Source organism: Bradyrhizobium sp. CCBAU 051011 (assembly GCF_009930815.1).
GTDB lineage: Bacteria > Pseudomonadota > Alphaproteobacteria > Rhizobiales > Xanthobacteraceae > Bradyrhizobium.
On record NZ_CP022222.1, the window covers coordinates 5,547,286 to 5,571,439 of the forward strand.

The 24,154-nt window shown below is 60.6% G+C and carries 19 protein-coding genes and 5 pseudogenes; 12 read left to right on the forward strand and 12 right to left on the reverse strand.

Annotation, left to right across the window (positions count from 1 at the left end):
- The first annotated feature begins 497 nt into the window (after nucleotides 1-497).
- Together ACH79_RS25970 and ACH79_RS43140 are read left to right on the forward strand one after the other, a co-directional pair.
- The gene (locus ACH79_RS25970) at nucleotides 498-1,184 is read left to right on the forward strand and encodes a CBS domain-containing protein (protein WP_161853497.1); all 687 of its coding nucleotides are present in this window, start codon (nucleotides 498-500) and stop codon (nucleotides 1,182-1,184) included.
- 142 nt (nucleotides 1,185-1,326) lie between these two features.
- A pseudogene (locus tag ACH79_RS43140) lies at nucleotides 1,327-1,450 on the forward strand (S16 family serine protease); the annotation flags it as partial.
- A 358-nt stretch (nucleotides 1,451-1,808) separates the two neighbouring features.
- Here ACH79_RS43140 and ACH79_RS25975 read toward each other — a convergent pair.
- The 5 genes from ACH79_RS25975 to fixL all read right to left on the reverse strand — a co-directional run bounded on the left by ACH79_RS25975 (nucleotide 1,809) and on the right by fixL (nucleotide 7,207).
- Nucleotides 1,809-4,229 carry a phosphoketolase gene (locus tag ACH79_RS25975; protein WP_161853498.1) on the reverse strand — a complete coding sequence of 807 codons (2,421 nt, stop codon included), beginning with the start codon at nucleotides 4,227-4,229 and terminating at the stop codon, nucleotides 1,809-1,811.
- Nucleotides 4,230-4,335: 106 nt separating this feature from the next.
- A complete protein-coding gene (locus ACH79_RS43145; RefSeq protein ID WP_202639038.1) occupies nucleotides 4,336-4,503 on the reverse strand; it encodes a hypothetical protein in 168 nt (55 codons plus the stop codon).
- Between the two features lie 80 nt (nucleotides 4,504-4,583).
- Nucleotides 4,584-5,081 (reverse strand): response regulator transcription factor, encoded by a 498-nt coding sequence (locus tag ACH79_RS25980; protein ID WP_371419280.1) that lies wholly within the window; start codon nucleotides 5,079-5,081, stop codon nucleotides 4,584-4,586.
- Nucleotides 5,065-5,682, reverse strand: a complete 618-nt coding sequence (gene fixJ / locus ACH79_RS25985; RefSeq protein WP_161853499.1) for a response regulator FixJ — start codon at nucleotides 5,680-5,682, stop codon at nucleotides 5,065-5,067. Before fixJ ends, ACH79_RS25980 begins: the two co-directional genes overlap by 17 nt.
- Nucleotides 5,666-7,207, reverse strand: coding sequence for a sensor protein FixL (gene fixL / locus ACH79_RS25990; RefSeq protein WP_161853500.1), 1,542 nt, complete (start codon nucleotides 7,205-7,207; stop codon nucleotides 5,666-5,668). Before fixL ends, fixJ begins: the two co-directional genes overlap by 17 nt.
- 276 nt (nucleotides 7,208-7,483) lie before the next feature.
- Here fixL and ACH79_RS25995 point away from each other — a divergent pair, with 276 nt between their 5' ends.
- Both ACH79_RS25995 and ACH79_RS26000 read left to right on the forward strand, forming a co-directional pair.
- Nucleotides 7,484-8,311 carry a universal stress protein gene (locus tag ACH79_RS25995; protein WP_161853501.1) on the forward strand — a complete coding sequence of 276 codons (828 nt, stop codon included), beginning with the start codon at nucleotides 7,484-7,486 and terminating at the stop codon, nucleotides 8,309-8,311.
- Between the two features lie 24 nt (nucleotides 8,312-8,335).
- Nucleotides 8,336-8,760: pseudogene (locus tag ACH79_RS26000) on the forward strand (HPP family protein).
- Between the two features lie 26 nt (nucleotides 8,761-8,786).
- On the opposite strand, the gene ACH79_RS26005 reads toward ACH79_RS26000, so the two are convergent.
- Both ACH79_RS26005 and ACH79_RS26010 read right to left on the reverse strand, forming a co-directional pair.
- A complete protein-coding gene (locus ACH79_RS26005; protein WP_161853502.1) occupies nucleotides 8,787-9,515 on the reverse strand; it encodes a CBS domain-containing protein in 729 nt (242 codons plus the stop codon).
- 73 nt (nucleotides 9,516-9,588) lie between these two features.
- Nucleotides 9,589-10,059 carry an Hsp20/alpha crystallin family protein gene (locus ACH79_RS26010; RefSeq protein ID WP_161853503.1) on the reverse strand — a complete coding sequence of 157 codons (471 nt, stop codon included), beginning with the start codon at nucleotides 10,057-10,059 and terminating at the stop codon, nucleotides 9,589-9,591.
- A 136-nt stretch (nucleotides 10,060-10,195) separates the two neighbouring features.
- Here ACH79_RS26010 and ACH79_RS26015 point away from each other — a divergent pair, with 136 nt between their 5' ends.
- The 5 genes and pseudogenes from ACH79_RS26015 (at nucleotide 10,196) to ACH79_RS26035 (ending at nucleotide 17,907) form a co-directional block, all read left to right on the forward strand.
- Nucleotides 10,196-11,179 carry a zinc-dependent alcohol dehydrogenase family protein gene (locus ACH79_RS26015; RefSeq protein ID WP_161853504.1) on the forward strand — a complete coding sequence of 328 codons (984 nt, stop codon included), beginning with the start codon at nucleotides 10,196-10,198 and terminating at the stop codon, nucleotides 11,177-11,179.
- Nucleotides 11,176-12,312, forward strand: a complete 1,137-nt coding sequence (locus ACH79_RS26020) for a universal stress protein (protein WP_246738126.1) — start codon at nucleotides 11,176-11,178, stop codon at nucleotides 12,310-12,312. Before ACH79_RS26015 ends, ACH79_RS26020 begins: the two co-directional genes overlap by 4 nt.
- A gap of 530 nt (nucleotides 12,313-12,842) precedes the next feature.
- The gene (locus ACH79_RS26025) at nucleotides 12,843-13,205 is read left to right on the forward strand and encodes a hypothetical protein (protein WP_161853505.1); all 363 of its coding nucleotides are present in this window, start codon (nucleotides 12,843-12,845) and stop codon (nucleotides 13,203-13,205) included.
- A gap of 192 nt (nucleotides 13,206-13,397) precedes the next feature.
- A pseudogene (locus tag ACH79_RS26030) lies at nucleotides 13,398-15,078 on the forward strand (PHA/PHB synthase family protein).
- A 134-nt stretch (nucleotides 15,079-15,212) separates the two neighbouring features.
- Nucleotides 15,213-17,907 (forward strand): annotated as a pseudogene (locus ACH79_RS26035) (GNAT family N-acetyltransferase).
- An 80-nt stretch (nucleotides 17,908-17,987) separates the two neighbouring features.
- Here ACH79_RS26035 and ACH79_RS26040 read toward each other — a convergent pair.
- From ACH79_RS26040 to ACH79_RS26055, 4 genes and pseudogenes are all read right to left on the reverse strand, one after another.
- A pseudogene (locus ACH79_RS26040) lies at nucleotides 17,988-18,645 on the reverse strand (MBL fold metallo-hydrolase RNA specificity domain-containing protein); the annotation flags it as partial.
- Nucleotides 18,646-18,827: 182 nt separating this feature from the next.
- On the reverse strand, nucleotides 18,828-19,028 hold the full coding sequence (locus ACH79_RS26045; RefSeq protein WP_161853506.1) for a hypothetical protein: 201 nt from the start codon (nucleotides 19,026-19,028) through the stop codon (nucleotides 18,828-18,830).
- Nucleotides 19,029-19,624: 596 nt separating this feature from the next.
- On the reverse strand, nucleotides 19,625-20,314 hold the full coding sequence (locus ACH79_RS26050; RefSeq protein ID WP_371419281.1) for a helix-turn-helix domain-containing protein: 690 nt from the start codon (nucleotides 20,312-20,314) through the stop codon (nucleotides 19,625-19,627).
- 114 nt (nucleotides 20,315-20,428) lie between these two features.
- Nucleotides 20,429-20,809: a response regulator gene (locus ACH79_RS26055; protein ID WP_161853508.1), complete on the reverse strand. Its 381-nt coding sequence runs from the start codon at nucleotides 20,807-20,809 to the stop codon at nucleotides 20,429-20,431.
- Nucleotides 20,810-21,047: 238 nt separating this feature from the next.
- On the opposite strand from ACH79_RS26055, the gene ACH79_RS26060 reads away from it, so the two are divergent.
- The 3 genes from ACH79_RS26060 to ACH79_RS26070 all read left to right on the forward strand — a co-directional run bounded on the left by ACH79_RS26060 (nucleotide 21,048) and on the right by ACH79_RS26070 (nucleotide 23,333).
- Nucleotides 21,048-21,653, forward strand: a complete 606-nt coding sequence (locus tag ACH79_RS26060; RefSeq protein WP_246738127.1) for a DUF6448 family protein — start codon at nucleotides 21,048-21,050, stop codon at nucleotides 21,651-21,653.
- A gap of 66 nt (nucleotides 21,654-21,719) precedes the next feature.
- The gene (locus tag ACH79_RS26065) at nucleotides 21,720-22,172 is read left to right on the forward strand and encodes a hemerythrin domain-containing protein (protein WP_161853509.1); all 453 of its coding nucleotides are present in this window, start codon (nucleotides 21,720-21,722) and stop codon (nucleotides 22,170-22,172) included.
- 90 nt (nucleotides 22,173-22,262) lie between these two features.
- Complete coding sequence (locus ACH79_RS26070; RefSeq protein WP_161853510.1) at nucleotides 22,263-23,333, forward strand: NAD(P)-dependent alcohol dehydrogenase; 1,071 nt, start codon at nucleotides 22,263-22,265, stop codon at nucleotides 23,331-23,333.
- A gap of 400 nt (nucleotides 23,334-23,733) precedes the next feature.
- Here the strand turns inward: ACH79_RS26070 and ACH79_RS26075 are convergent, their stop codons facing one another.
- A complete protein-coding gene (locus tag ACH79_RS26075; RefSeq protein WP_161853511.1) occupies nucleotides 23,734-23,967 on the reverse strand; it encodes a hypothetical protein in 234 nt (77 codons plus the stop codon).
- Nucleotides 23,968-24,154 lie beyond the last annotated feature (187 nt).

Consider the following 24,154-nt stretch of genomic DNA (forward strand, 5'->3'; position numbering starts at 1 on the left):
ATCGAGAAATGGCCGCTGGCTAGCTAGAAACCTTTCCCGCGCTAGGGAAAGCGCGAACCAGGCGGCGCGGGCAATCTCAGGAAAGTACATGGTATGGCCGCTACGAGGGGGCCATTCAATGGCTACTTCGTTGCTGCGGACGTTATTGATGTCAAGGTCACCTTCCTACGGGCGCGCTGGCGCACTTGGTCATATCCTCCATTGGATTAAGCGTGATCACATCGTTGCCTGCGCAGTTTTGATCGAGATCAAGGGCTAGGTCAGCATTTCGGGCTCGACTACAAACGTCGCTTGGCTTGCTTGGAAACGGAAATGGACGTCAGAGAACAATCTACCGCCGGCGAGCCTCTGTGCGAGTTCACAACGGAGCCGTGGACAAAGCGGCCTTGCGCTGGCTCATCGACGTACTGCCAGTGCGCGCCGCTTGATTGGGATCAATTTAGAATCAAGCGCAACTCCCAGAATAGAGGTTGTTAGACCAACAAGGAGTTCTTGTCATGCAAGCGCGCGATGTGATGGTTTTCCCCGTCATTACCGTCGGGGAACATGCGACCGTTCGAGAAGTAGCGAACGTCTTGCTCAAGGAACGCATAAGTGCGGTTCCCGTGATCGACACCGCAGACAAGGTGGTCGGCATTGTAACTGAAAGCGATTTGATGCATCGCGCGGAAGCCGGAACTGAGCGGGTCTATTCGTGGTGGCTACATTTCCTCACAGATGACGCGACGCTCGCTGCAGATTATGTCAAATCGCACGCCGCGAAGGTTCAGGATGTCATGACCTCCGACGTTGTAACGGCGGCTCCGGAAACGCCGCTACATGAAATCGCGACCTTGCTCGAGGAACGCCGGATCAAGCACGTTCCTATTGTCAACAAGGATGGCAATCTTGTCGGCATCGTTAGCCGCGCGAACTTGATCCAGGCAGTCGCTAGCGCCCGGCCAAAGATCGAGATGACCCTTTCCGATTCGACGATTCGACAGAAGTTGCTCGGCGAACTGAAAAAACATTCCTGGGCGCACACCCATAATTTGAGTGTGACGGTGACCAACGGAATTGTCGACCTCTGGGGTTATGCTAAGTCCGGCGAGGAGCGGAAGGCAATCCGCGTGATTGCCGAGGCTATTCCGGGAGTCACGCTGGTCAATGACCACCTCGCCGTCAGTTCAACGTCCCTCTTTTGACCCTCGCCACCTGCTCCTCAAGCCGGCACCTGTCCATGCCGGTAGCGCCGGCGGAGTGCAACGAAGCGAATTGTTCCACTGTCAGGGATTCATGCGCGATCAGAAACTCAACCCGGGCCTCGAGATCCGCCCCGCCGCGCGCTTGGTGCTTCCGGTTGGTGGCGTCAAGGAGAAGGTCGTTGCCGCGACCGCAGCAGGTTTGACCTGCGTCATGGCTGCCGGCGCACAATCGGCGTGACTTCGACGAAATTCCGCAGGGAGCCCGAGCAGGCTGGAGTTCGTCTAGCTTGAGCTAGTGGATGACGCGAGCTCTGGAAAGAACAGCCAGTACCCTACCGCGCAAGGCTGTTGCCGAAACAGATGCCCCTTTTCAATGATGCCCAGCGCGCCAGCGAGTTTCCGGACACGCCTCGGCTCGATGAAGAGCCGAGGCGCCATCTCCAACTTCGTTGTTAGGGACCGATTCTCAGCTGATCCCTGACATTTTTACTCCCATCCCAGAGCCTTGATGCAACCCCTGCAGACGACCGGCGCGCGCGATTCCGAATTTGATGCTGGAAGAGCCGGCATTTCAGGATCAGGACGGCGTCGGACATGATCCTGACGTGATAGGCGAGGCAGTCGTCAGTCGCTGGCTGGGGCCGAGGTGTGCCCGGCCGGGCTGCTTGGCCAGACCCAGTTGCGAATTTGCGGCATGTCTTCGCCGTGTTCGCGGACGTAGTGCGAATGTTCGATCAATGCATCGCGAAACTGCTGCTTGATATGGGCAGCAGCGACGCCGAGGCCGGGAACGCGTTCGATAACCTCAATCGCCAGGTGAAACCGGTCAAGCTCGTTCAGCACGACCATGTCGAACGGCGTCGTCGTGGTACCCTCTTCATCAAAACCGCGGACGTGCATTCCGGCGTGGTTGGTCCGGTTATAGGTGAGGCGATGAATCAGATAGGGATAGCCGTGATAGGCAAAAATCACCGGCCGATCACGGGTGAAGATGCCGTCGAAATCGCGATCACTAAGGCCGTGGGGATGCTGTTCCGTCGGCTGCAGCGTCATCAGATCTACCACGTTGACGACGCGGATTTTCAACTCAGGCAAAGATCTTCGAAGCAGGTCTACTGCGGCCAAGGTTTCTAGCGTGGGAACGTCGCCTGCACAGGCCATCACGACATCCGGCTCGGCGCCTTCGGTTTCGCTACCAGCCCATCTCCAGATTCCGATGCCTGCGTCGCAATGCGTCGCCGCCTGCTGCATGGTCAGCCATTGCGGCGAGGCCTGTTTGCCAGCCACAATCACGTTAATCCTGTCATAGGTCCGCAGACAATGGTCGGTAACCCAGAGCAGGGTATTGGCGTCAGGTGGAAAGTAGATGCGTACGATGTCGGCCTTCTTGTTGGCGACGAGATCGACAAAACCCGGATCCTGGTGGCTGAAACCGTTGTGGTCCTGCTGCCAGACGTGTGAGGTCAGTAGATAGTTGAGCGAGGCGATTGGGCGCCGCCAGGGCAGGCTGCGCGAAACCTTCAACCATTTGGCATGCTGGTTGAACATGGAATCCACGATGTGGATGAAGGCCTCGTAGCAGGAGAACAGGCCGTGCCGGCCGGTGAGCAGATATCCTTCGAGCCAACCCTGACAGAGGTGTTCGCTCAAGACCTCCATCACCCGACCATCCTGGGCGAGGTGAACATCGTAACGCTCGATGTTCTCCATCCAGACCCGCTCGGTCACCTCGAACACCGCATCGAGGCGGTTTGATGCGGTTTCATCCGGTCCCATGATTCGAAAGTTCCGGGCCTCGGCGTTCAGGCGGAAGACGTCGCGGAGGAAACGTCCCATCGTGCGCGTTGCCTCGGCCTTGACGCCGCCAGGCCGGGGCACATCAATGGCATAATCGCGACAGTTCGGCAGCGTCAGATCGCGTTTCAACAATCCGCCGTTGGCATGCGGATTGGCGCCCATTCGCTTCTCGCCGGTTGGCGCAAGTGCCTGTAATTCGGGAAGCAGGCGACCGGTGTCATCGAATAGAGTTTCGGGCTGATAGCTGCGCATCCAATGATCGAGGAGCTCCAGATGCTTGGGATTTCCGCGCGGATTGGCGATCGGGACCTGATGTGCCCGCCAGAATCCCTCAACCTTTAGGCCATCGACTTCCTTGGGGCCGGTCCAGCCTTTGGGGCTGCGGAGCACGATCATCGGCCATTTCGGGCGGTCGCTGGTCTTGCGTCCGTCCCGCGCGGCTCTCTGGATCGCATGGATGCTTTCGATGGCCCGATCGAGTACCTGGACCATCTGTCGGTGCATTAGCTGAGGTTCTTCACCGTCGACAAACAGGGGTTCGTGGCCATACCCGGTGAAGAGCTGACGGATCTCTTCGTCGTCCATCCGGCCGAGCACGGTCGGGTTGGCGATCTTGTAGCCGTTAAGATGAAGAATCGGCAGAACCGCGCCGTCATGGATGGGGTTCAGGAACTTGTTGGAGTGCCATGAGGCCGCGAGTGGTCCGGTTTCGGCCTCGCCGTCGCCTATCACGCAGGCAACGATCAGGTCAGGGTTATCGAAAGCCGCACCATAGGCGTGCACCAGCGCATAACCGAGTTCGCCACCCTCGTGAATCGATCCCGGCGTTTCCGGAGCGGCGTGACTGGGGATGCCCCCCGGGAACGAGAACTGTCGGAACAGACGTCGCAGACCATCGGTATCCCGACTGACGTCGGGATAGATTTCGCTATAGGAACCTTCCAGATAGGTGTTCGCGACCACGCCGGGGCCGCCATGACCGGGCCCGCAAACGTAAATGACGTTGAGATCCCTCGCCCGGATGGCGCGATTGAGGTGAGTGTAGATAAAATTTAGCCCGGGTGTCGTGCCCCAATGTCCCAGCAGGCGCGGCTTGATATGCTCGCGCCGCAGCGGTTCCTGCAGCAGCGGATTATCGAGCAGATAGATCTGACCGACCGATAGATAGTTGGCTGCACGCCAGTAGCGATCCAGTAGGTCCAGGTCCGCCGCGGCCAGCAGCATATCGTTCGCTTGTGTCGTTCCCATCTTTGTCCCTCCCGGACGGCCTTCACTCAACGGGCTCAAAGGGCGATCGATCCGTTTCCAAACACAGAACTGCATAGGAGTTAGAAACGCGGTTGGCGTGCTTCAACTAGAGCTGACGTCGTGCTTTCCATGCGATGGCGATGGCAGCAGCGCCAATGATCAACGTCATCATCAACAAGGTTTGCATGATGCTAAAATTCAGTGCGTCGCGCGCGACGAACAGAGAGGTAATCGTTGCGGCAACGACCGAGAGGAGACGAAGCAGCCAAGCCATTTGCAAGTCTTTCCGTGTAGCGACGGTGTCAGCCTGCCGCCGTTAGTTCTTCAGGCGAGTGCATGTAAAGTCCTACCAGGTCAGGGTTGGCCCGCGGCGCGTCGCACGTTGATCGCGTTTCGAACGCATTCGACCAGATTATCCTCCAAGTTGGGCTTCAAGACCACCTGGCGAACCCCGACCGAGGTCGCTTTGGCCGAGATGTTTTCATCCGGATAGCCCGTGATCAGAACGACTGGCGTGGAGACGCCGAGCCTTCGCAGCCGGTGGGCTAGTTCCAAACCATCGATTTCCGCCATCTTGTAGTCGACGACAAGGCAATCCGCGCGGTGCCGTGTTGAAGAGCCAAGCAACCCGGTCCCGCTGCGGAACGTGCGTACGTCGAACCCCTCGGCTTCCAACAAAAACCGCAGCGATTTACGGACGTCGTGGTCGTCATCGACGACGTAAATCATCGATTTCTGAGAGGGAGGGCCGACTCCGGCCTCACTGGTGGCGCTGTTTCGGGTGTCGGGCATGCCGACAACATAGACGTTTTGCCAGTCCCCGAATTGACTTGGCTCAATCTTCGACGACACCGGCCCGGATAGCAATGCGCACCAGTTCGGAAAGGTTACCGGCCTGCATCTTGGTCATCACGTTGGCCCGATAGACCTCCACCGTGCGCGGGCTGATATCGTATTCCCGGGCGATGGCCTTGTTCGATTGCCCCGTAACCAACCCCTGCATCACCTGGCGTTCGCGCTGGGTAAGGCTGGCGACGCGGGCAACTATGTCGGCCGACAACGCCTCGCTTTTCGAACCGCTCTCGCGCTCCGCAAGGGCGGCTTCGATCATGCCGATCAACCGGTCATCCTCGAACGGTTTTTCGAGAAAATCGAGCGCTCCAAGCTTCATCGCTTCTACGGCGAGGGGCACATCGCCATGGCCGGTCATGATAATGACCGGAAGCTTTCGCGGGCCCGAACTCAACCGACGCAGCAGCTCCATGCCGTCGATGCCCGGCATGCGCACGTCTGTGACCACGCAGCCGGCCTCCAGGTTCGCAAGCTCGTTCAGGAACATTTGCGCGGAATCGAACAGACGCACGTTGAAGCCGGCGGAGCCCAGCAGGAAATCCAGCGAGTCGCGCATCGCCGGATCGTCGTCGATGACATAGACTTTAGCGCTCTGCGGCATCGGTCATATCCTTGGCGTGTGCCGCGGGCAGCGTGAAACGGAACGTCGCGCCACCGGACCTGTTGGTTTCGGCCCACATCCGGCCGCCGTGGGTTTCGATGATGGTGCGGCTGATGGAAAGGCCGACGCCCATGCCGGTCTCCTTCGTCGTGAAAAATGGCTGGAACAGGTTCGCATGCGCATCGCCTGCAAAGCCGGGCCCGGTGTCGGAAACGGCAATTTCGATCATATCATCTGCGGCCTTGGTGTTTGAGGCAATCAGCTCACGGTGCGTCGAGACGGCCATCGCTTCCAGCGCATTGCGGAACAGGTTGACCAGCACCTGCTGGATCTGGACCCTGTCGGCTAGCACGAGATCGCAGGTCGGATCGAGGTTGAAGCGCAGAAACACGCCCTGTTCGCGGGCACCGGTGAGCCCGAGCGCGCCGGCCTCCTCGATCATTTTTGAAAGACTCTCGACGCGCTTCTCGGACGCGTCGCGGGCGACGAAGTCGCGCAGTCGCCTGATGATGTCGCCGGCGCGGATCGCCTGCTCGGCGGCGCGATCGAGCGCCGCTTCGATCTTCGGCGCGTTGGCATCGGTGCTATCAGCCAGCAGGCGGCGCGAACCCTTCATGTAATTGCTGATAGCCGACAGCGGCTGATTGAGTTCGTGGGCCAGGGCGGAAGCCATCTCGCCCATCGCGCTTAGACGCGAGATGTGGACCAGTTCGGATTGCAGTTCCTGCAGCCGTGCCTGGGTCTGTTGCTGCTCGGTGAGATCGCGGACGAAACCTGTAAAGAAGGGCTTTCCTCCCGAATGCATCTCGCCAATAGTGAGGTGCATCGGAAATGTCGTGCCGTCCTTGCGCATGCCGGTGACGATGCGGCCGATGCCGATGATGCGCCGTTCGCCGGTCTTGAGGTAGCGGGCGATGTAGCCATCATGACGGCTGCGATCCGGCTCCGGCATCAGCTCGCTGATATTCCTCCCGATCGCCTCGGATTCGGCGTAACCAAACTGACGTTCGGCGGCATTGGAGAAGAACTGCATGATTCCGTGCTCGTCGATCACGATCATCGCATCCGGGATCGTATCCAGGATCGAGCGAAAGTGCCTCTCACGCGTCGTGACTGTCTCCTCGAGGCGCTTCTCGCGGTTGATGTCGATCATGATGCCACTGAGCCGGGCAGGGGCGCCATCAGGACCATTGATGGTCGTGCCTAGCGCGCGTACCCAGTGACCTTCATCCGAATGCCGGCGCACCCGGTATTGAACGTCGAAACTGCATCCCGTAGCGATCGACTGTTGCACGGCTCTTGCCGTGCGATCGCGATCCTGCGCATCGAGCAGGGACAGGAAGAGATCGTAGTCGACAGGCGCATCCGGTCCGACACCAAAGAGCTTCCGGGTGGCGGTAGACCAGCTCAACTTCCCGGTCGACAACTCCAGATCCCAGGCGCCGACACCCGATCCCTCGGCGCCGCTGCGCGCGTTCTGGTCGAGCAGATCTTGATCTCCAAACGGGCGGTCGGGGTCAATCATCTTTCGCCTTCTAGGCAGCTCTTGCTCATCAGATACCGCATTAGATCGAGCGTGTGAAATAGCTCCGAGACGAAATTGTTAAAGGCGCGCATCTGATTGATATAGCGCCATTTTCCGATCTTTCTGTGCCGAAGTCATGCACAATGTTGGATTGCAGGCGTGGAAGAGCCGAGAGGGATTATTGATCCAGGTCAGCTTCAAACCGGGGCGGACGTCTAGGATGCCTTTGTGTGGGCTGGGCCCGCGGCATTTTCGTCCCAAGGCGTGGAGTAGGTTATGAACTACAAAACCGTCATGGTCGGTCTGGCGCTGGATCGGCCCAACGATGCCTGCCTCGGGGTGGCCGGGGATATCGCCGAAAGATTCGAGGCGCGCATCATCGGCGTTGCGGCTTCGGATCTCAGGCCGCCAATGTATTTCGCCGACGGCGATTTTGCGCAGAAGCTGCTCGATGAGGAGGCGGCCGCTATCCAGAGACGCCTATCGGAGCTCGAAGCGGAGTTTCGCGCTTCGGTCGAGAGGCGCGCGACAGCGGTGGAGTGGCGTTCCGCCCGGTCGTTGCCGGTGCCCTACCTGGCGCAGCAGACGAGAGCGGCCGATATCCTCGTGATCGGCGCCCGGCAGGAGATGCTGGTGGATCCCTGCGCGGCACCGGACCCGAGCGACCTGCTGATGCAGGCGGGACGGCCGCTCGTCGTCGTGCCATCAGCGGTCGAATGGCTCGACCTGAGAAGCGTTCTGATTGCCTGGAAGGACGTGCGGGAAGCGCGGCGGGCCGTATTCGATGCGTTGCCGATCCTGGCCGCCGCAAAGGAAGTCACGATTGCGGAAATTCCCGAGCAGGACGGCAATCACGCGGATGCGCTATCGCATGTTGCCGACCTGGCGGCGTGGCTGCGCGGCCATGGCATCGCGGCGAACACGGTCGTTCCGGAAAAGGCCGGCGGCGTGACCGAACAAATCGAGAAAATCGCTGCCCGTGTCGGAGCAGGCGCCGTGATTGCCGGCGCCTATGGCCACTCGCGCTTCCGCGAATGGGTGCTCAGCGGCGTTACACGCCACCTTGCAACTGAATCGCGTCGCTGCGCGTTCCTGTCCCGTTAACGATTTACGATGGCGAGGAACCCCGTGCATAGATTTCTCGAAGCGACCGCCGGGCAATACATGACGCGCCAGGTGAAGACGGTTACCCGCGACACCACCATGCGCGAGCTGCACAAGATGTTCGAGGCCGAAATTTCAACTGCTACCCGGTGCGCGAAGGCCATGACATCGTCGGCGTCGTGAGCAACTTCGATTTCCTGAAATGCTTTGCCTTCAACCCCGGCCGCATGGTTCCGGCCAATGATGACCTGCTGTCGCGCATGGTGACGGATGTGATGACGCCGGAGTTCATCTATGTCGATCCAGCCACGAAACTGACCCGCGTCCTGCAGCTGATGGTGGACCATCGGATGAAGAGCCTCCCGGTGCTGGATGCCAAACAGCGGCTGGCCGGGATCATCGCGCGGGAGGACATCATGTGCGCATTGACCGAGAGCGCGCGCGGATAACGCGTGCTGGAAGTGCCGGTGCTGGCCTAACTGGCTTTTGCCATCTCGACGTCTTCGGGGGACTCCAGATACATCCCCGACATGGTGTCGACCCAGCACAGATGGTCGTGAACCTTCCTCACACCTGCGACGTTTTCTGCAGCTACCATGGCCGCTTGCCGCGAACTCTCGTCGGTGATCACGCCGCTAAGATGGACGATGCCGTCGCGTACGATGACATTGAGCCCGAACGGGCTCCAGTCGATCTTCTCGATCGCGGCGATGATGCGGCTGCGAATATGGTCGTCGTCGGCGGTCGGATCGGGGATTTCGTGGACGAGACTTGCAACCGCTTGCAGCAGATTGGCGCGCGAGACGATCCCGACGAGTTTGTCGCCGCGCAGTACCGGTAGCCGCTTAACGCCGTTGGTCTCCATCGACGTCACGATCTGTTCGAGCGTTGCGTCTTCGGCCACGGTGACCGGATCCGTGGTCATGACCTCCGAAACCTTGCGGCCATGTTCATGAACGTAGTCGGTTGCAGTGACGCCGGCGCCGAGCAGGAATTTGAGCCAGCGGCCGCGCCTGCGCTGTGTGCCGATTTCGCTGCGGCGAATGAAATCGCCCTCCGAGACGATGCCGACCAGCTTGCCGGCCGCATCGACCACCGGAAGCCCACTGACATGATGTCGCAGCATGGTGTTAGCGGCTTCGAGGATGGTGGCGTCTGGTGCGACCGTAGCCACGGAACGTGTCATGATCTGATGGGCGCGCATGGCGGTCTCCTATTTTGTGCCCTGAAGGAGCGACGGAGCGCTGCGGGCTGGTGCAGCGCTCCGACTGTTTCGCTCACGCGGCCGACTTGATCTCGATCTGCTTGGTGTGCTTCGGCGCCGGCTTCGGCACGGTGACCTTCAGCACGCCGTTGGCGATCTCGGCCGAAATGTCCTCGACCTTGACGCCGGTGGGGAGTTCAACCGAACGCGAAAACGAGCCATAGCTGCGCTCGACGAGATGATAGTCCTTGTTCTTCTCCTCGCGCTCGTTCTTCTTCTCGCCGCGGATGGTGAGGAGATTGTCGGCAACGTTGAGCTCGACATCCTTCTTCTCCAATCCCGGGAGTTCGGCGGTAATTTCGATCACCTTGTCGGTCTCGCTGATGTCCATGCTCGGCATCGTCGTGGTGGTGAAGCCGGGAATATTGCGCGTAACGCCCTCGAACAGCCGGTCGATTTCCTGCTGCAGCAGTGAGAACGGGTTGGTTTCGCGCCGGGTGACGGCACCCTGGGTTCCAACCGGGATCACGGATTTGGTATTCATGTGTACCTCCTAGTTAAAGCCGTACTGGCAAACGCATGGTAGAGGGAGGCAGACCGTGGCCCTTTGACGGGGATCAAACTTCGGCCGGGTCGTCGCAGGTAGATTGGGCAGGCTTGCGTTAGGATGAACAAACGATATGTACGCCATGGTCCTGTCGGCGCCCGGCGCGCCGCTTCGGTTTGAGCCGCGGGAAGATCCGGTGCCGGGGTACGGCGAGGTGCGCGTCAAGGTGAGTGCCTGCGGCGTGTGCCGGACCGATCTGCATGTCGCCGATGGCGAATTGCCCGGCATTGCCTATCCCATCGTTCTCGGCCACGAAGTCGTCGGCCGGGTGGAAGCACTCGGTGCTGGCGTTACATCCCTGAAAATTGGTGAACGTGTCGGCGTTCCCTGGCTCGGCTATACCTGCGGCGAATGTTCCTATTGCCGGGGCGGCCGCGAAAATCTCTGCGACCGCCCGCGCTTCACGGGCTACACGCGCGACGGCGGCTTTGCCACGCATCTGGTCGCCGATGCCCGCTACTGCTTTCCGCTTGGCGAGGCCGGCGACGATGTCGCCATCGCGCCCCTGCTGTGCGCGGGCCTGATCGGCTGGCGTTCGCTGGTGATGGCGGGCGATGGAAAGCATCTCGGCATCTTTGGCTTCGGTGCAGCCGGGCATATCATCGCGCAGGTGGCCCGCTGGCAGGGGCGTTCGGTCTATGCGTTCACACGCGCGGGCGATGTCGAGGCGCAGCGTCTTGCAAAATCGCTTGGCGCAGAATGGGCCGGGTCATCCGAGGATCGGCCGCCGCTGCTACTCGACGCCGCGATTATTTTCGCGCCCGTGGGCGATCTCGTTCCGTTGGCGCTCCGCGCCGTGCGCAAAGGCGGGCGCGTGGTGTGCGCGGGCATTCACATGTCGGACATTCCCTCGTTCCCTTACAATATCCTCTGGGAAGAACGGCAGCTACTTTCGGTCGCCAACCTGACGCGAGGCGATGGCATCGAGTTTTTTAAAGTCGCAGCGCAAGCAGGCATCAGGACGCACACCAGCGTGTTTCGGTTGCGGGAGGCAAATGAAGTTCTTTCGAAGTTGCGCGCCGGGCAGATTACCGGCGCTGCCGTGCTGCATCCATGACCGAACAGCCGCCGATCGGTGCAGCCGAAGCGGCCGAAGTCGATCAGCCGCGTGCTCGATTTCCTCGATGGCTCAGCTTTAGTGCGGCAAAGACCGGCAAGCGCATCGACACCCATGCCCTTATGGCTTTCTCGGCCACGACCGGGCATTGGAGATCAAGCGCCGCCGCCATTCGCGGGCGCTGCCGGACGAAATTCCCCGGGTTTGATGTGCATCAACTTCGACCGTACACGCGTCGGTTACGCTGCATGCAGAAACCGAGGGCCGAGCGTCCTCGCGAATGTTTGGGAGAACGCGCGATGTTCAGGAACATTCTGGTTCATATTCCCTCGGAGCGTCCGGTCAGGCCGGTGATTGAGGTTGCCGTCGCACTGACAATGGCGCGTCGGTCGCATCTCGATGCGGTGGCCATCGGCTATGAATCGACGGGCACCGTCGGAATGCTGGTGGGAGGCGGTGGAGCCGCCATTGCTGCCGTAGTGGGGGCCGAACAGGAGCGTGCCCAGGAAAGGGCCGACGCGGCGATTTCCGTGTTCGAGGTCGAGGCCAAGCTGGCGGAAATTGCCTACGGCGTCAGGAGCTTAGCGGCGATCCCGGCCGAAGCCGGAGAAACCATCGGAGCGCTTGCGCGGCTTTACGACATGACAATCGTGCTCCAGCCCGACTCGTCGAAATTTAGCTACGACAATGACATTCCGCAGGAGATTTTGTTTAATTCCGGCGGACCGATGTTGATGGTTCCCTACATCCACAAGGGACCGCTCGACACGCACCACGTCGGGATTGCCTGGGACGGCAGCCGTCTCGCCGCTCGAGCCTTGCGCGATGCGATGCCGTTTCTGATGGGCGCGAAAGCCGTAACCGTGATTGCGGTTAATGAGGAAGCGAGCGAGGCGTCCTCGGACCAACTCGTTGTCCATTTGGCCCGGCGCGGCATCGCAGTGAGGGTCCAGCGGCTGGCCACGGAACGCAGCGATGTTCAGGGAGGCATTCTATCGATCGCGGCCGAAAGCAATATGGGCCTGCTGGTGATGGGCGGATACGGCCACTCGCGATTGCAGGAGCGAATTCTTGGCGGCGTCACACGGGGCATATTCGAGTCGATGACCGTGCCGGTGCTGATGTCGCACTGATCCTTCTTCAAAGAGATAAAGACATGACCGTACACAGCCACGCCGTCGTCTGAGTCGATCGCCGCGTCGCCAAGGTTTTTTTACCTGGGCCTGGAGGGTGTCGACGAGCGGACGATTCCTGCCCACCTGGCAACGCCGCATCTGCATCACAAAGGCCAATACCATCGGCTCCGGCAAGGTCGAGGGCGATCCGACCTTCTTTCCACGCATCGATGAGGCGCTGGAACGTTGCGAGCGGTCCTTATCATGGGGCCCGGAAACGAGAAGACGCTGCCGCTGAAGCATCTGAAGGAAAGCCGTCGTGCCCCGGGGATCTCGACTTTCGCGCCGAGCCCTGCGATCACCCGACCGACCGCGAAATCGTCGCGCTCGGATGCTGTCACTTTCCATCTCGGCGAGCCGGTGCGTTGAAATCGGGCACGGGGCCAACCGGCCGCTACCCGCCAGTTTGATGCATCTCAATGGCCGCCCGATGCCTGTCGGTATCGTTTCCCCAGAACCCAGAACCCAGAAATCGGAGGTAGATTGTCATGGCAGAGCTGCCTGAACGGGCCGTATCCGGCTCCTCCCAATCAGCTGCCGATGGGGAGGCCGAAGCCTCCAAATTGAACCAGAGTGCACTGGAGTTCATGTTCGGCGCGCAAAGGATTATGTTTGAGGAATTCGTTTTCTTCACCGACGAGGTGCTGGAGCGAACTCGTACCGAAATGCATCTTTTCACGGAGTTCGTGGCGAAGATGGCGGGCGCCCATTCCGTCAAGGACGTCAAGACGATGTGTCAGGAATGCGGGCAGCATCAGCTCGACTTCCTTCGCCGCGACTCCGAACGGCTGTTCAGGCATGGCGAGCGGATGATCGCCACCACTTCGAACTTAATCAGCGGTCGCCGCTGAACTGATCGGCTAAATACCATGCAGCCGAAATCAACACTGCCAATGGCGGAAGTGACCATCTTGCCGCTTCGTGCCCGTTCCGCGGACCAGGGTGGCTATCGGCAGTCAGCCGTGCCGGCCGAACAGCCAGTTGCGCCGGTAACGCAAGGAACGAACGGCGAAACATATCAGGCCGATCGCGCCCTTCATGCGATGCTGGCGCGCATGAGCGGCGGCATTTCGCCAGCAGCGCTGCTGCTGGCCTATGCGGACTGGCTTTCGCATCTCGCCTGGTCGCCGCAGCGACAGATCGAGATTTCGCAGGATGCGCTGGTCGAAGCGAAGCGGTTTCTTGAAGCCGTACAACACTTCTATTCGCCCGGGCAGGGACCGTGGTCGCTGATCAGGCCGCCAGCGCAGGACAGGCGCTTCGATCGGCCGGAGTGGGAACATCCACCATTCAATCTGATGGCGCAGGCGTTTCTACTGAGCCAACAATGGTGGCACAACGCTACCACGGGCGTACGCGGCGTGGCGAAACAGAACGAAGCGATCGTCGAATTTTCGGTCCGGCAGATGCTGGACGTGCTGTCGCCCTCCAATTTTGCCGCGACCAATCCGGAAGTGCTGCGGAAATCGTTCGAGAGCGGCGGCAAGAACTTCGTGCGAGGCTGGCATAATTTCTGCACCGACTGGATGAGCCTGGCGTCCGCGGGTCTTGGACCTGTCAAAACCGACGATTTCGTCGTCGGCGAAACCGTCGCGACGTCGCGCGGCAAGGTGGTGTTCCGCAACGAATTGGTCGAGCTGATCCAGTATTATCCGACCACCGGCAAAGTGCATCCGGAACCGATCCTGATCGTGCCGGCCTGGACCATGAAGTACTACATTCTCGATCTGTCGCCGCAGAACTCGCTGGTGAAGTATCTCACCGGCGAAGGCTTCACCCGTCTTCATGATCTCGTGGCGCAATCCGGACGCGGCCGACCGTGAGGTCGCCTTTGATGACTATCGAAAGCTCGGCGTCAAGGTCGCGCTCGACACGATCGGCGATATCGTGCCCGATCGCCAGGTTCATGCGCTCGGCTATTGTCTGGGTGGAACGCTGTTGTCGATATCAGCCGCGACCATGGCGCGTGACGGTGACGACCGCCTGAAGTCGATCAGCTTGCTTGCCGCGCAAACGGATTTCACCGAGGCCGGCGAGTTGACCCTGTTCATCAACGAAAGCCAGGTCGCGTTTCTCGAAGACATGATGTGGGAGCGCGGCGTTCTCGATACCACGCAGATGGCGGGCGCATTCCAACTGCTGCGCTCCAACGATCTGATCTGGTCGCGGCTCACCCGTGATTATTTGATGGGAGAGCGGGCCGCGCCGAGCGATCTGATGGCCTGGAATGCGGATGCCACCCGCCTGCCATACCGGATGCATTCCGAGTATCTGCGCAAGCTGTTCCTCAACAATGATCTGGCCGGGGGCCGATACCTCGTCGAGGGCAAGCCGATCTCGCTGTCGGATATTCACACCCCAATGTTCGTGGTAGGGACGCTTCGCGATCACGTCGCTCCGTGGAAATCCGTCTATAAGATTCATTATCAGGTCGATGCTGACGTAACCTTCCTTCTCACCAACGGCGGCCATAATGCGGGAATCGTGGCGCCTCCCGGCGAGCACGGCCACACCTATCGGGTCAAGACCAAGGCGGCGGAGGCCACCTACACTGGTCCAGACGAATGGCTGAAGACTGTGCCGCTGGTTGAAGGATCGTGGTGGCCGGAATGGACGAAGTGGCTGGCCGCGCGATCCAGTGAGCCATCCGAACCGCCGGGCATGGGCACCAAACCGGACGAGAGTATTCTGCCCGATGCGCCCGGCGATTACGTTCTTCACTAGTTCCCACGAAAGCCACCGATTGAGGCCAGATTTGTCATCGGTCCGAGACCCAGCCGAGTTGTTATTCCGCTCCAGAAACCACATTGCGTGGGGTACCTTCGCAAGGGCCCGCGATCTGCCGGGTATTGAACACGATGTCGACCTATCGCCTGAAAAACATGCTTGCGCCGCGTTCGGTCGCGCTGATCGGCGCCAGTCCGCGCCATGACTCGGTCGGCCGCGCCATTCTCAACAATATTCGTAAAGCACAGTTCAAAGGCGAATTCGGCCTCGTCAATCCGCGCTATCGTGAGATCGACGGTGTCGCAACCGTCCGCAGTATCGAAAAATTGGCTTTTGCGCCCGAACTGGTTGTCGTCACCGCACCGGCACGGTTTATTCCCGGACTCATCGACGAGGCAGGCCGCCGCGGCGCGGCGGGCGCAATCATTGTCAGTGCCGGACTTGGCCACGGTCCCGATTCGCTGGCGGAGGCGGCGGAGCGGGCCGCGCAAAAATACGGCGTGCGGCTGATCGGTCCGAATTGCCTCGGCATCATGATGCCCTGCGTCAGTCTCAACGCGAGCTTTTCCGCGCATATGCCGGCCGCGGGAAATCTGGCGCTGATCTCCCAGTCCGGCGCCATCGCAGCCGGTATGGTGGACTGGGCGGCGCAGCGCGCGGTCGGCTTTTCCGGCATTGTTTCGATCGGCGACCAGCTCGACGTCGATATCGCCGATTTGCTCGACTATTTCGCGCTGGATGAAAAGACGCAGGCCATCCTGCTCTACATCGAAGCGATCAAGGACGCCCGGAAGTTCATGTCGGCCGCGCGCGCGGCTGCCAGAATCAAGCCGGTCGTCGTCGTCAAGTCGGGCCGGATGGCGCAAGGCGCGAAAGCTGCCGCGACCCATACCGGTGCATTGGCCGGGGCGGATGCCGTCTACGATGCAGCGTTCCAGCGCGCCGGCATTTTGCGGGTATCGGATCTGCGCGAATTGTTTGACTGTGCGGAGACGCTCGGACGGGTCAAATCGCCGCCCGGAAAACGGCTGGCGATCCTGACCAATGGCGGCGGCATCGGCGTGCTCGCCGTCGATCGATTGGTCGAGTTGGACGGCATTCCCGCTGACATCTCGCCTGCGACCCGCGAAAAGCTCAATGCGGTGTTGCCTCCGACATGGTCGAAGTCGAATCCGGTCGATATCGTGGGCGACGCCGATCCCGCGCGCTATGCCGCGGCACTCGAAGTGTTGTTGGCCGACCCGGACAATGACGCCGTGCTGGTCATGAATGTCCAGACGGCGATCGCGCGTGCCGATGAGATTGCCACGGCCGTGACCGGGGTGGTCCAGAAATATCGCGCCGAACATCGCATGCGACCCAAGCCGATACTCGCGGTCTGGGTCGGGGCGGACCAGTCGATCGGCGACTTGCTGAGCGGCGCCGGAATTCCGAATTATCAGACTGGCGGCGACGCCGTGCTCGGCTTTATGCATCTGGTTCGACATCGCGAAGTGGTGGAGGCGCTCGCGCAGGTTCCGCCGGCCATGCCGAGCGAGTTTGTGCCCGACACGGAAACCGCGCGGCAGCTCGTTGCCGCGGCGCTGGCCGATCGCCGCTCCTGGCTCGATCCGATCGAGGTCAAGCAGCTGCTCGACGCCTATGAAATCGCCGCCGTTCCGACATTCGCTGCCGCCGATGCCGACGAGGCGGTCGCGCATGCCACAGAGTTGTTTGCGCAAGGCTCGACCGTCGTGCTCAAGATCATGTCGCGCGACATCGTGCACAAATCCGACGTCGGCGGCGTCGTACTCCATCTCACCAGTCCTGACGCTGTCCGCAAGGCAACCGCCGACATTCTGGCGCGAGCCAAATCGCTACGGCCGGAGGCGCGAATTTCGGGTGTGATAGTGCAGGCGATGGTGGTCAGGGCGAAGGCGCGCGAACTCATTCTCGGCCTCGCCGACGATCCGACCTTCGGCACCCTCGTCGTGTTCGGCCGTGGCGGGACGGCGGTCGAGATCATCAACGACAAGGCGCTGGCGCTTCCGCCGCTCGGATCTGCAACTGGCGCGCAGCCTGATCGAACGCACCCGTGTCTCCCGGCTGTTGCGCGCCTATCGCGACGTGCCGGCGGTGAAGCAAGACGCCGTCGCGATGGTTCTAGTCAAGCTGGCGCAGATGGCTGCGGACATTCCCGAAATCCGCGGCCTCGATATCAATCCACTGCTGGCGGATGAAGCGGGCGTGCTGGCGGTCGATGCGCGCGTCGTGATCGGGCGCGTGGAGCGGAAGTTTAGCGGCTCGGGCCCCGCCAATTTCGCCGTGCGGCCGTATCCTTCGCAATGGCAACGCCACATCGAGGTCAAGGACGGCTGGCGGGTGTTCGTTCGCCCGATCCGGCCCGAGGACGAACCGCTGATCCATGAGATGTTGAAACATGTCACCATGAAGGATCTGCGGCTGCGGTTCTTCGCGCCGATGAAGGAATTTTCCCACGAGTTCATTGCTCGCCTGACGCAACTCGACTATGCCCGTGCGATGGCGTTTGTCGCATTCGACGAGGCGACCAACGAACTGGTGGGCGTGGTCAGGATGCACTCGGACTCGATCTACGAGAGCGGCGAATACGCCATCCTCCTGAGATCGGACCTCAAGGGCAGGGGGCTCGGCTGGGCTCTGATGCAGATGATCATCGAATATGCGAAGTCCGAAGGACTGAAGGCCATCTCGGGCGACGTGCTGGCCGACAACACGGTCATGCTGGCGATGTGCCGCAGCCTGGGCTTCGAAGTGAAGTCGGACCCGGTCGAACACGATATCTGCAGCGTCAGACTGGCGCTCTAGAGTTTTGCTTTGGCGCTTTTTTTCGCGCGAACCGGTACCCAAACCGGATCAGGTCCGGGGCAGGCTTTCACTCAAAAACGCTACTCCTCCAGCGCACGCCGCAGGCGCCTATGATGACGCCGCGCCCGATCGTCGGCAGGGGCTTCGATACGGTCGTTGATGTCGAGGACGAGCTTCGACATGTCATTGTTCCAGTCGAGCGCAACCACGGCCTCCGGCACCAGCCGCCGGCGGCGGGCTGCCTCGAGCGGTGTCGGCACAGCGGCCGATAATTCGTAGATATCATCCAGCAGCGGCTGAAACACCCTTGCTGCCGGAATGATGCGCTCGGAAACGCGTTCGGCGAGGCCGGCGATCGCGGGCTCCTCGTCGTGGACGAGAAACGGCCGCGCGGAATCGGGCGGCGCGCGGGGATCCATCGCGCCAGTTCCGATCCGTCGGCGTGTCCGGAATAATCGTCGATGTTACGGATGCTTGCCGCGACCTTGATCTCGTTGCCCAAGATACGGACGGCCTTGGCGCCGTCGGCGAGAAACCGGCCGAGCGTTCCCTGGGCCTGGAAACCAACCAGCAACACTGTGGTTCTGGCGTTCCACAGCCAGTTCCGCAGATGATGCCGGATGCGCCCGGCGTCGCACATGCTGCTGCGGCAATAATGATGTGGAAGCCCGTGAGTTTCGCGATCGACTTGCTCTCGTCGACGGTCTCCGTGAACCGGAGATGCGGCGAACTGCTGAGAACGGCGCATCCATACTACCACAAACGGTATCGGACAATCGTTCGTCTGATAGTCAGCGCAAAAGGAATAGCGCGAAGGCGTTGACGCCGACTAGGAGAGTGGTGCTCGCCACAGTAAGCCCGAGAAACACGTCACTCGCGGAGAGAATTTTCATTGTTTGCCTCCCGCTATCGCGCTGCTCCTATTGGAGGCTCGGGCGATCTTCAATATGGTGGTGGAACAATGCGACGACCTCTCGCGCGCTGGAAAGAACTCGATGGCGGCGGCGAGAGGCGCGGGATTGATCAAGGTCAAAATCGACGAACCGCTGCGAGGTCAGACAATCCGTGTCGGTGTAGGAGTTGGGTTGCGAACTGAAAGCATTTGAAAGTGCCGTGATCATGGAAGCCTCCTGAGCTAAGTCACTGCTGCTAAGCTTGGCGTTGGGGTCACGTCGGGCAACACCGCCCGAACCCTGGGAGCTGTATCGCTCTGTTTTGATTTTGTTTGGCCGCTCATCGACCGAAACGCCTACGTCCAGTTCCTCCTTTCATATCTAAACGAGCCCGCTTTGGAAATTCGGGTGGATTGCTTAAGGACCTCTACGAATGACATCGGGCGATATCATCTGCCTCGCGCTCAACGAGGGCTTTGCCGTTGTTCTCCTTCGCCGGCATCTGGATCACTGCGGCATGTGGCGTGTTCACGTGCTTCGGTCAAATCCGGACGATAGATATTGTCAAGCAAAGAGTTTGCTAGATGGACGAGATTCATGAGGGGGCTTTGCATGCAGATCGGTTCGAGGTGAAGGCGGCCGACTTTTCATCGTAGACAATGGAAGGTAGAGGATTCAATCTCCCGGAGTGTCGCCGCGAATACTCGCGATCGGCACACGTCCAAACAGGAAGCCCCGAGCAATGCGTCGGCATTTGCTCGCGACTTATAGCGGGGTTGCGTCAACGGCGGCAAGAGATGAGCCGCCGTTGAAAGCTCGATCAATCAGACGTCCATATTGCGCAGGCGCTGGCGGTTGCGGAGCACGATCTGCCGGGCGCCGGAAAAGCCGAGCACGCCTTCATCGTTCAATTGCGACAGTGCGCGTGACACCGTTTCAAGCGTGAGGCCGAGATAGTCGCCGATATCGCGACGGCACATAGGCAGCGCCATCATGCCGGCGACAGCAAGTCGTCGATCCATCTCGAGGAGGAACGTAGCGACGCGCTCCATGGCCTTCTTGCGTCCGAGAAGCAGCATGTGCTCTTCGGCGTGCTTGAGATCGCTTGCCGTCATGGTCCAGAGCTTGTGAGCGACTTGAACATCGGTGCCTGCGGCCTGGTCGAGGCTGCGGCGCTTTACCAGGCGCACCGTCGTGTCGGTGATGGCTTCGGCCGCCAGGCGGTGGGTGGCGCCGGATTCCAGGCCAAAGACGTCGCCGGGCAAGTGAAACGCGCCGATCTGGCGCCTGCCGTCGGAGAGGAGTTTGTAGGTGCGGACGGCGCCGCGGATAACCTGGTAGACATATTCCGCCGGCTCATCCTCGCCATAGATTTCTTCGTCCTTGCGGTAGGTGAACTCGGTGGCGATCAGGCCGGCATGCCCGGCGAGGCCGCAAAAGGCTTCGACAGGGGCAAACGATCCAGGAACGACCCGGTTGACGTTGAGGGAAGCGGCGGTCGATTGGGTGAGCATTTGAGCCATCTCCTCTGCGGCGGCTGGCGTATTGGTAAATGGAACAGACCCGCTCGAAAATTTCGCTCGATGCCTTAAGGGCAAGCCCGTACGTAGAGTCCCGGAGGTCAGGGATTATCGCGCGAACGCCCGGGAATCGCTGCTGATCGCGTCCCAGATATGGCCGGAGAGGCGTCCTCGACATGCCGGCTTGACCAGCACATGCCGGATGCCGGCGGCTGCGGCCTTGGCTGGAATGGACGTGTCGGGGTGACCGGCAATGAGAATGATTGGCGTATCGATGTCGCGTTCCCGCAAGAGACCAGCGAGGTCAACGCCTCTCATGCCCGGCATCCTGTGGTCGATCATCAAGCAATCGGCTCCGTCCATCGTAATGGCGTTCAATAGCGAGTCGGCGCTGCGAAATGTACGGACTGAGAAACCCTCGGTTTCCAGCAAGAATCGGAGCGAGACGATCACGTCGGTATCGTCGTCGACGACGAAAACGAGGGGCATTCTGGTGAGCGTGGCTATCACGGAATTAATCGGCTTGCGGACTATAAGCGGAAATCTGCTGCGCGACCCGCCCGTCCGAGTCGAGCTAGGAACAGTCATTCTGACGAATATGTTGCATACCCAGCCGGCAAGGAACGGCGTTCACGCCCATTGATTCAAATCAATTCGCCAATCGCATAAACGCGCGAATAAACAAGACATTTATACCCGCGTGCAAACATCAATCCAGGAGTGCAGCATGACTAAGCTTAAGATGTTGATCGCTGCAATCGTTGCCGCCGAAATTATGTTTGGCGCACAGAGCGCGCAGGCTCACTGCGATTCACTCGACGGGCCAGTCGCAAAAGCCGTTCAAAAGGCGCTTGAAACCGGGAATATCAATCCGGTGTTGGCCTACGCGCCGGCAACGGCCGAGGCGGAAATACGTGCGGCGTTTGAGAAGTCGCGCAAGGTGCGCGGCCTCGGGGCCGATGCACGGGAGCTCGCGGACCAAGCCGTCATGGAGACGGTGATTCGACTGCACCGCGCCGGCGAAGGCGCCGCGTATACGGGGCTAAAGCCCGCCGGCATCGACTATGGGCCAGTAATTCCGGCTGCGGAGCATGCGGTAGAGACCGGCGATCTGGCGAAGCTCAAGGCAGTGCTCATGGAAAAGATAGAGCATGCGTTGAACGAAAGACTCGCGCACGTGCGCGAACTCCAGAAGGCACCTCTGGAGCCCAAGACCGCCGCCGAAGTGCCGCACAGCCGGGAGCGCGTCAGCGCAGAACTCGGCTTTATTACCTTCGCCGAGAACCTGCACCAGGCGGCGCTCGGAAAAGGCGCCGAACAGCACGCTGATTAACGTCAAAGATACTTACTAAAGGCCGGGCGCTTGGCAGCGCTCGGCCCGTGACAATGGGAGAGAGCCATGAAGTTCCAGATACCGCCTTCACTAAAGGCCGAGCACGAGGAACTACACAGCGACTTGGCACGCGCAACCAAGGCCGGCGGACGCACCGGCGAAGCGGCAAAAGCCGTCGCCAAACTGATGCATCCGCATTTCGTCAAAGAGGAAGAGTATGCCTTGCCGCCGCTTGGCCTGCTCGGTGCGCTGTCGAAGGGTCAGATCGAGTCCGGCACGGCCGAGGCACTCAAGATGACCGACAGGCTCGAAGCCGAACTGCCGCATATGCTCGCCGAGCACAAGGACATCGTGACGGCGCTCCAGGGTTTGGTTGAAGCCGCAATGGCGGAAAACAAGCTAGAATACGTGCACTTCGCCGAGAAGTTGATGGCACATGCCCGCACTGAAGAAGAAGTGTCCTATCCGACGGCATTGCTGATCGGTCGATACCTCAAAGCCGCCCTGCCTGGGCCTTAAGGTCCAGGCCGCCTGACGGTTTGAGGATCAATCAAACGTGCGAGAGCACGGCAGCGGACCGCGGCGGCTAAACGGAGGGGGGGTACGTCCATGAAAATAAAAGCAGCCATCTTCGTCGAGCCGGGGAGGATCGTGCTGGACCAGAAACGGATTCCCGATGTGGGGCCACTCGATGCCCTGGTCCGCATCACCACCACGACCATCTGCGGCACCGACGTCCACATCCTGAAGGGCGAGTATCCGGTCGCAAGAGGACTGACCATCGGGCACGAGCCTGTCGGCGTGATCGAGAAGCTCGGCTCGGCGGTGCGGGGCTACACGGAAGGACAGCGGGTGATTGCCGGCGCCATCTGCACCTCAGGTCACAGCATTGCGGCGCTGTGCGATTGCCATGCCCAGGACGGGCCCGGCACGAAGCACGGCTGGAGGGCCATGGGAGGCTGGAAGTTCGGTAACACTATCGACGGCACGCAGGCCGAGTACGTGCTCGTGCCCTACGCAACAGCGAATCTTGCACCAGTTCCGGATGGCCTGAGCGACGAGCAAGTGCTGATGTGCCCAGACATCATGTCCACCGGATTTTCTGGAGCGGAAAGCGGAGCCATTCGCATTGGTGACACGGTCGCTGTTTTTGCCCAAGGCCCTATTGGCCTGTGCGCGATCGCTGGTGCACGACTAATGGGCGCGACCACCATCATCGCCGTCGATTCCGTGCCCGCCCGCATGGAGATGGCCCGTCGCATGGGCGCTGACCACGTGGTGGACTTCACCAAAGCAAATCCGGTGTCGGAGATCATGCGGCTCACCGATGGTCGCGGGGTCGACGTGTCGATCGAGGCTCTCGGACGTCAGGAGACCTTCGAGGGGGCGCTGCGCGTGTTGCGACCCGGCGGCACGCTCTCGTCCTTGGGCGTCTACTCGGGCGACCTTAAAATCCCGCTCGATGCCTTCCTGGCCGGGCTCGGGGACCACACCATTCGGACTACGCTTTGTCCGGGCGGCAAGGAGCGCATGCGCCGTCTGATGGAAGTGATCGCATCGGGGCGGGTCGATACTCGTCCCCTCGTTACTCACCGCTTCAAGCTGGACGAGATCGAGAGGGCTTATGACCTATTCGCGAATCAGCGGGACGGAGTGCTGAAGGTGGCAATCACGCCGTGATGAGCATCAGATTTGTCGGGACACGGTAGTGAGGCGAGGGTCCCCCAAGCATCTGAAATAGGCTGACGCTGACGACTAGCTCGAACTTTCCGCATGCTGCTCGCTTTCAATACGGCGCCAGCAGGTTTGCGCGCATTCGAAGGACGACAGAGCCCCTTTGCCGAGATGGGCCAGGCGTTCCGGCAACCGCCAATTTCGCATCTATAGGGAACTAGAGCACGCCGTTTTGGCTAAGCTGATGCTTCGCGTGCCACTTTGGGCCCGGGCCTCGCATGTAGTGACGCTCGGGCCGATAGGGATCGCGGGCAGCTTCAAGCAGCTTCTGCCACTTCGCCATGGTCATCTTCAAGTGCTGACCTATAACCATCACTGACCGTCGGGCGACTGACATGGCGCCCTCTCAATGTGGCTTGCCGAGCACAAAGGCGAAGGGCATGACGAAGATCTCATCGCCGCGATCATCACTGACGTGCAAGACCCAGCCGCGCCAATCTTCGGAGCGGCGCGTCATAAGGAGCGAGCGCACCACGCTAGTGGCGTGGTCACGTGCCTCGGCCAAATCGGCTACCGCGGCGCCGGATCGATTAGCCAATGTGCCTCTCGCGTTGGAGCAATGGAAATAGAGCTGACCCATGTTCCGCCTCCTTCGGGAAACGAAATTCACGGTGTCATCGATAGCACTGCGAATATCAGGGGAAAATTCGGGGCGATGCCTTAAGGGCAGGCCCCGAGGGACCGTCGGTATCCGTGGGCATGATGGCTATCACGCTCCGGACGCCGGCTCCGCCAGTCAGTGGATGGTCCTTGTCAAAAGGCAGCGA

Bases quoted from the DNA above. Each gene is read 5' to 3' on its own strand.
- ACH79_RS25970 (WP_161853497.1), top strand. From the start codon at position 498: ATGCAAGCGCGCGATGTGATGGTTTTCCCCGTCATTACCGTCGGGGAA.
- ACH79_RS25975 (WP_161853498.1), bottom strand. From the start codon at position 4,229: ATGGGAACGACACAAGCGAACGATATGCTGCTGGCCGCGGCGGACCTG.
- ACH79_RS43145 (WP_202639038.1), bottom strand. From the start codon at position 4,503: ATGGCTTGGCTGCTTCGTCTCCTCTCGGTCGTTGCCGCAACGATTACC.
- fixJ (WP_161853499.1), bottom strand. From the start codon at position 5,682: ATGCCGCAGAGCGCTAAAGTCTATGTCATCGACGACGATCCGGCGATG.
- fixL (WP_161853500.1), bottom strand. From the start codon at position 7,207: ATGATTGACCCCGACCGCCCGTTTGGAGATCAAGATCTGCTCGACCAG.
- ACH79_RS25995 (WP_161853501.1), top strand. From the start codon at position 7,484: ATGAACTACAAAACCGTCATGGTCGGTCTGGCGCTGGATCGGCCCAAC.
- ACH79_RS26005 (WP_161853502.1), bottom strand. From the start codon at position 9,515: ATGCGCGCCCATCAGATCATGACACGTTCCGTGGCTACGGTCGCACCA.
- ACH79_RS26010 (WP_161853503.1), bottom strand. From the start codon at position 10,059: ATGAATACCAAATCCGTGATCCCGGTTGGAACCCAGGGTGCCGTCACC.
- ACH79_RS26015 (WP_161853504.1), top strand. From the start codon at position 10,196: ATGTACGCCATGGTCCTGTCGGCGCCCGGCGCGCCGCTTCGGTTTGAG.
- ACH79_RS26020 (WP_246738126.1), top strand. From the start codon at position 11,176: ATGACCGAACAGCCGCCGATCGGTGCAGCCGAAGCGGCCGAAGTCGAT.
- ACH79_RS26025 (WP_161853505.1), top strand. From the start codon at position 12,843: ATGGCAGAGCTGCCTGAACGGGCCGTATCCGGCTCCTCCCAATCAGCT.
- ACH79_RS26045 (WP_161853506.1), bottom strand. From the start codon at position 19,028: ATGATCACGGCACTTTCAAATGCTTTCAGTTCGCAACCCAACTCCTAC.
- ACH79_RS26050 (WP_371419281.1), bottom strand. From the start codon at position 20,314: ATGCTCACCCAATCGACCGCCGCTTCCCTCAACGTCAACCGGGTCGTT.
- ACH79_RS26055 (WP_161853508.1), bottom strand. From the start codon at position 20,809: ATGCCCCTCGTTTTCGTCGTCGACGACGATACCGACGTGATCGTCTCG.
- ACH79_RS26060 (WP_246738127.1), top strand. From the start codon at position 21,048: ATGACTAAGCTTAAGATGTTGATCGCTGCAATCGTTGCCGCCGAAATT.
- ACH79_RS26065 (WP_161853509.1), top strand. From the start codon at position 21,720: ATGAAGTTCCAGATACCGCCTTCACTAAAGGCCGAGCACGAGGAACTA.
- ACH79_RS26070 (WP_161853510.1), top strand. From the start codon at position 22,263: ATGAAAATAAAAGCAGCCATCTTCGTCGAGCCGGGGAGGATCGTGCTG.
- ACH79_RS26075 (WP_161853511.1), bottom strand. From the start codon at position 23,967: ATGGGTCAGCTCTATTTCCATTGCTCCAACGCGAGAGGCACATTGGCT.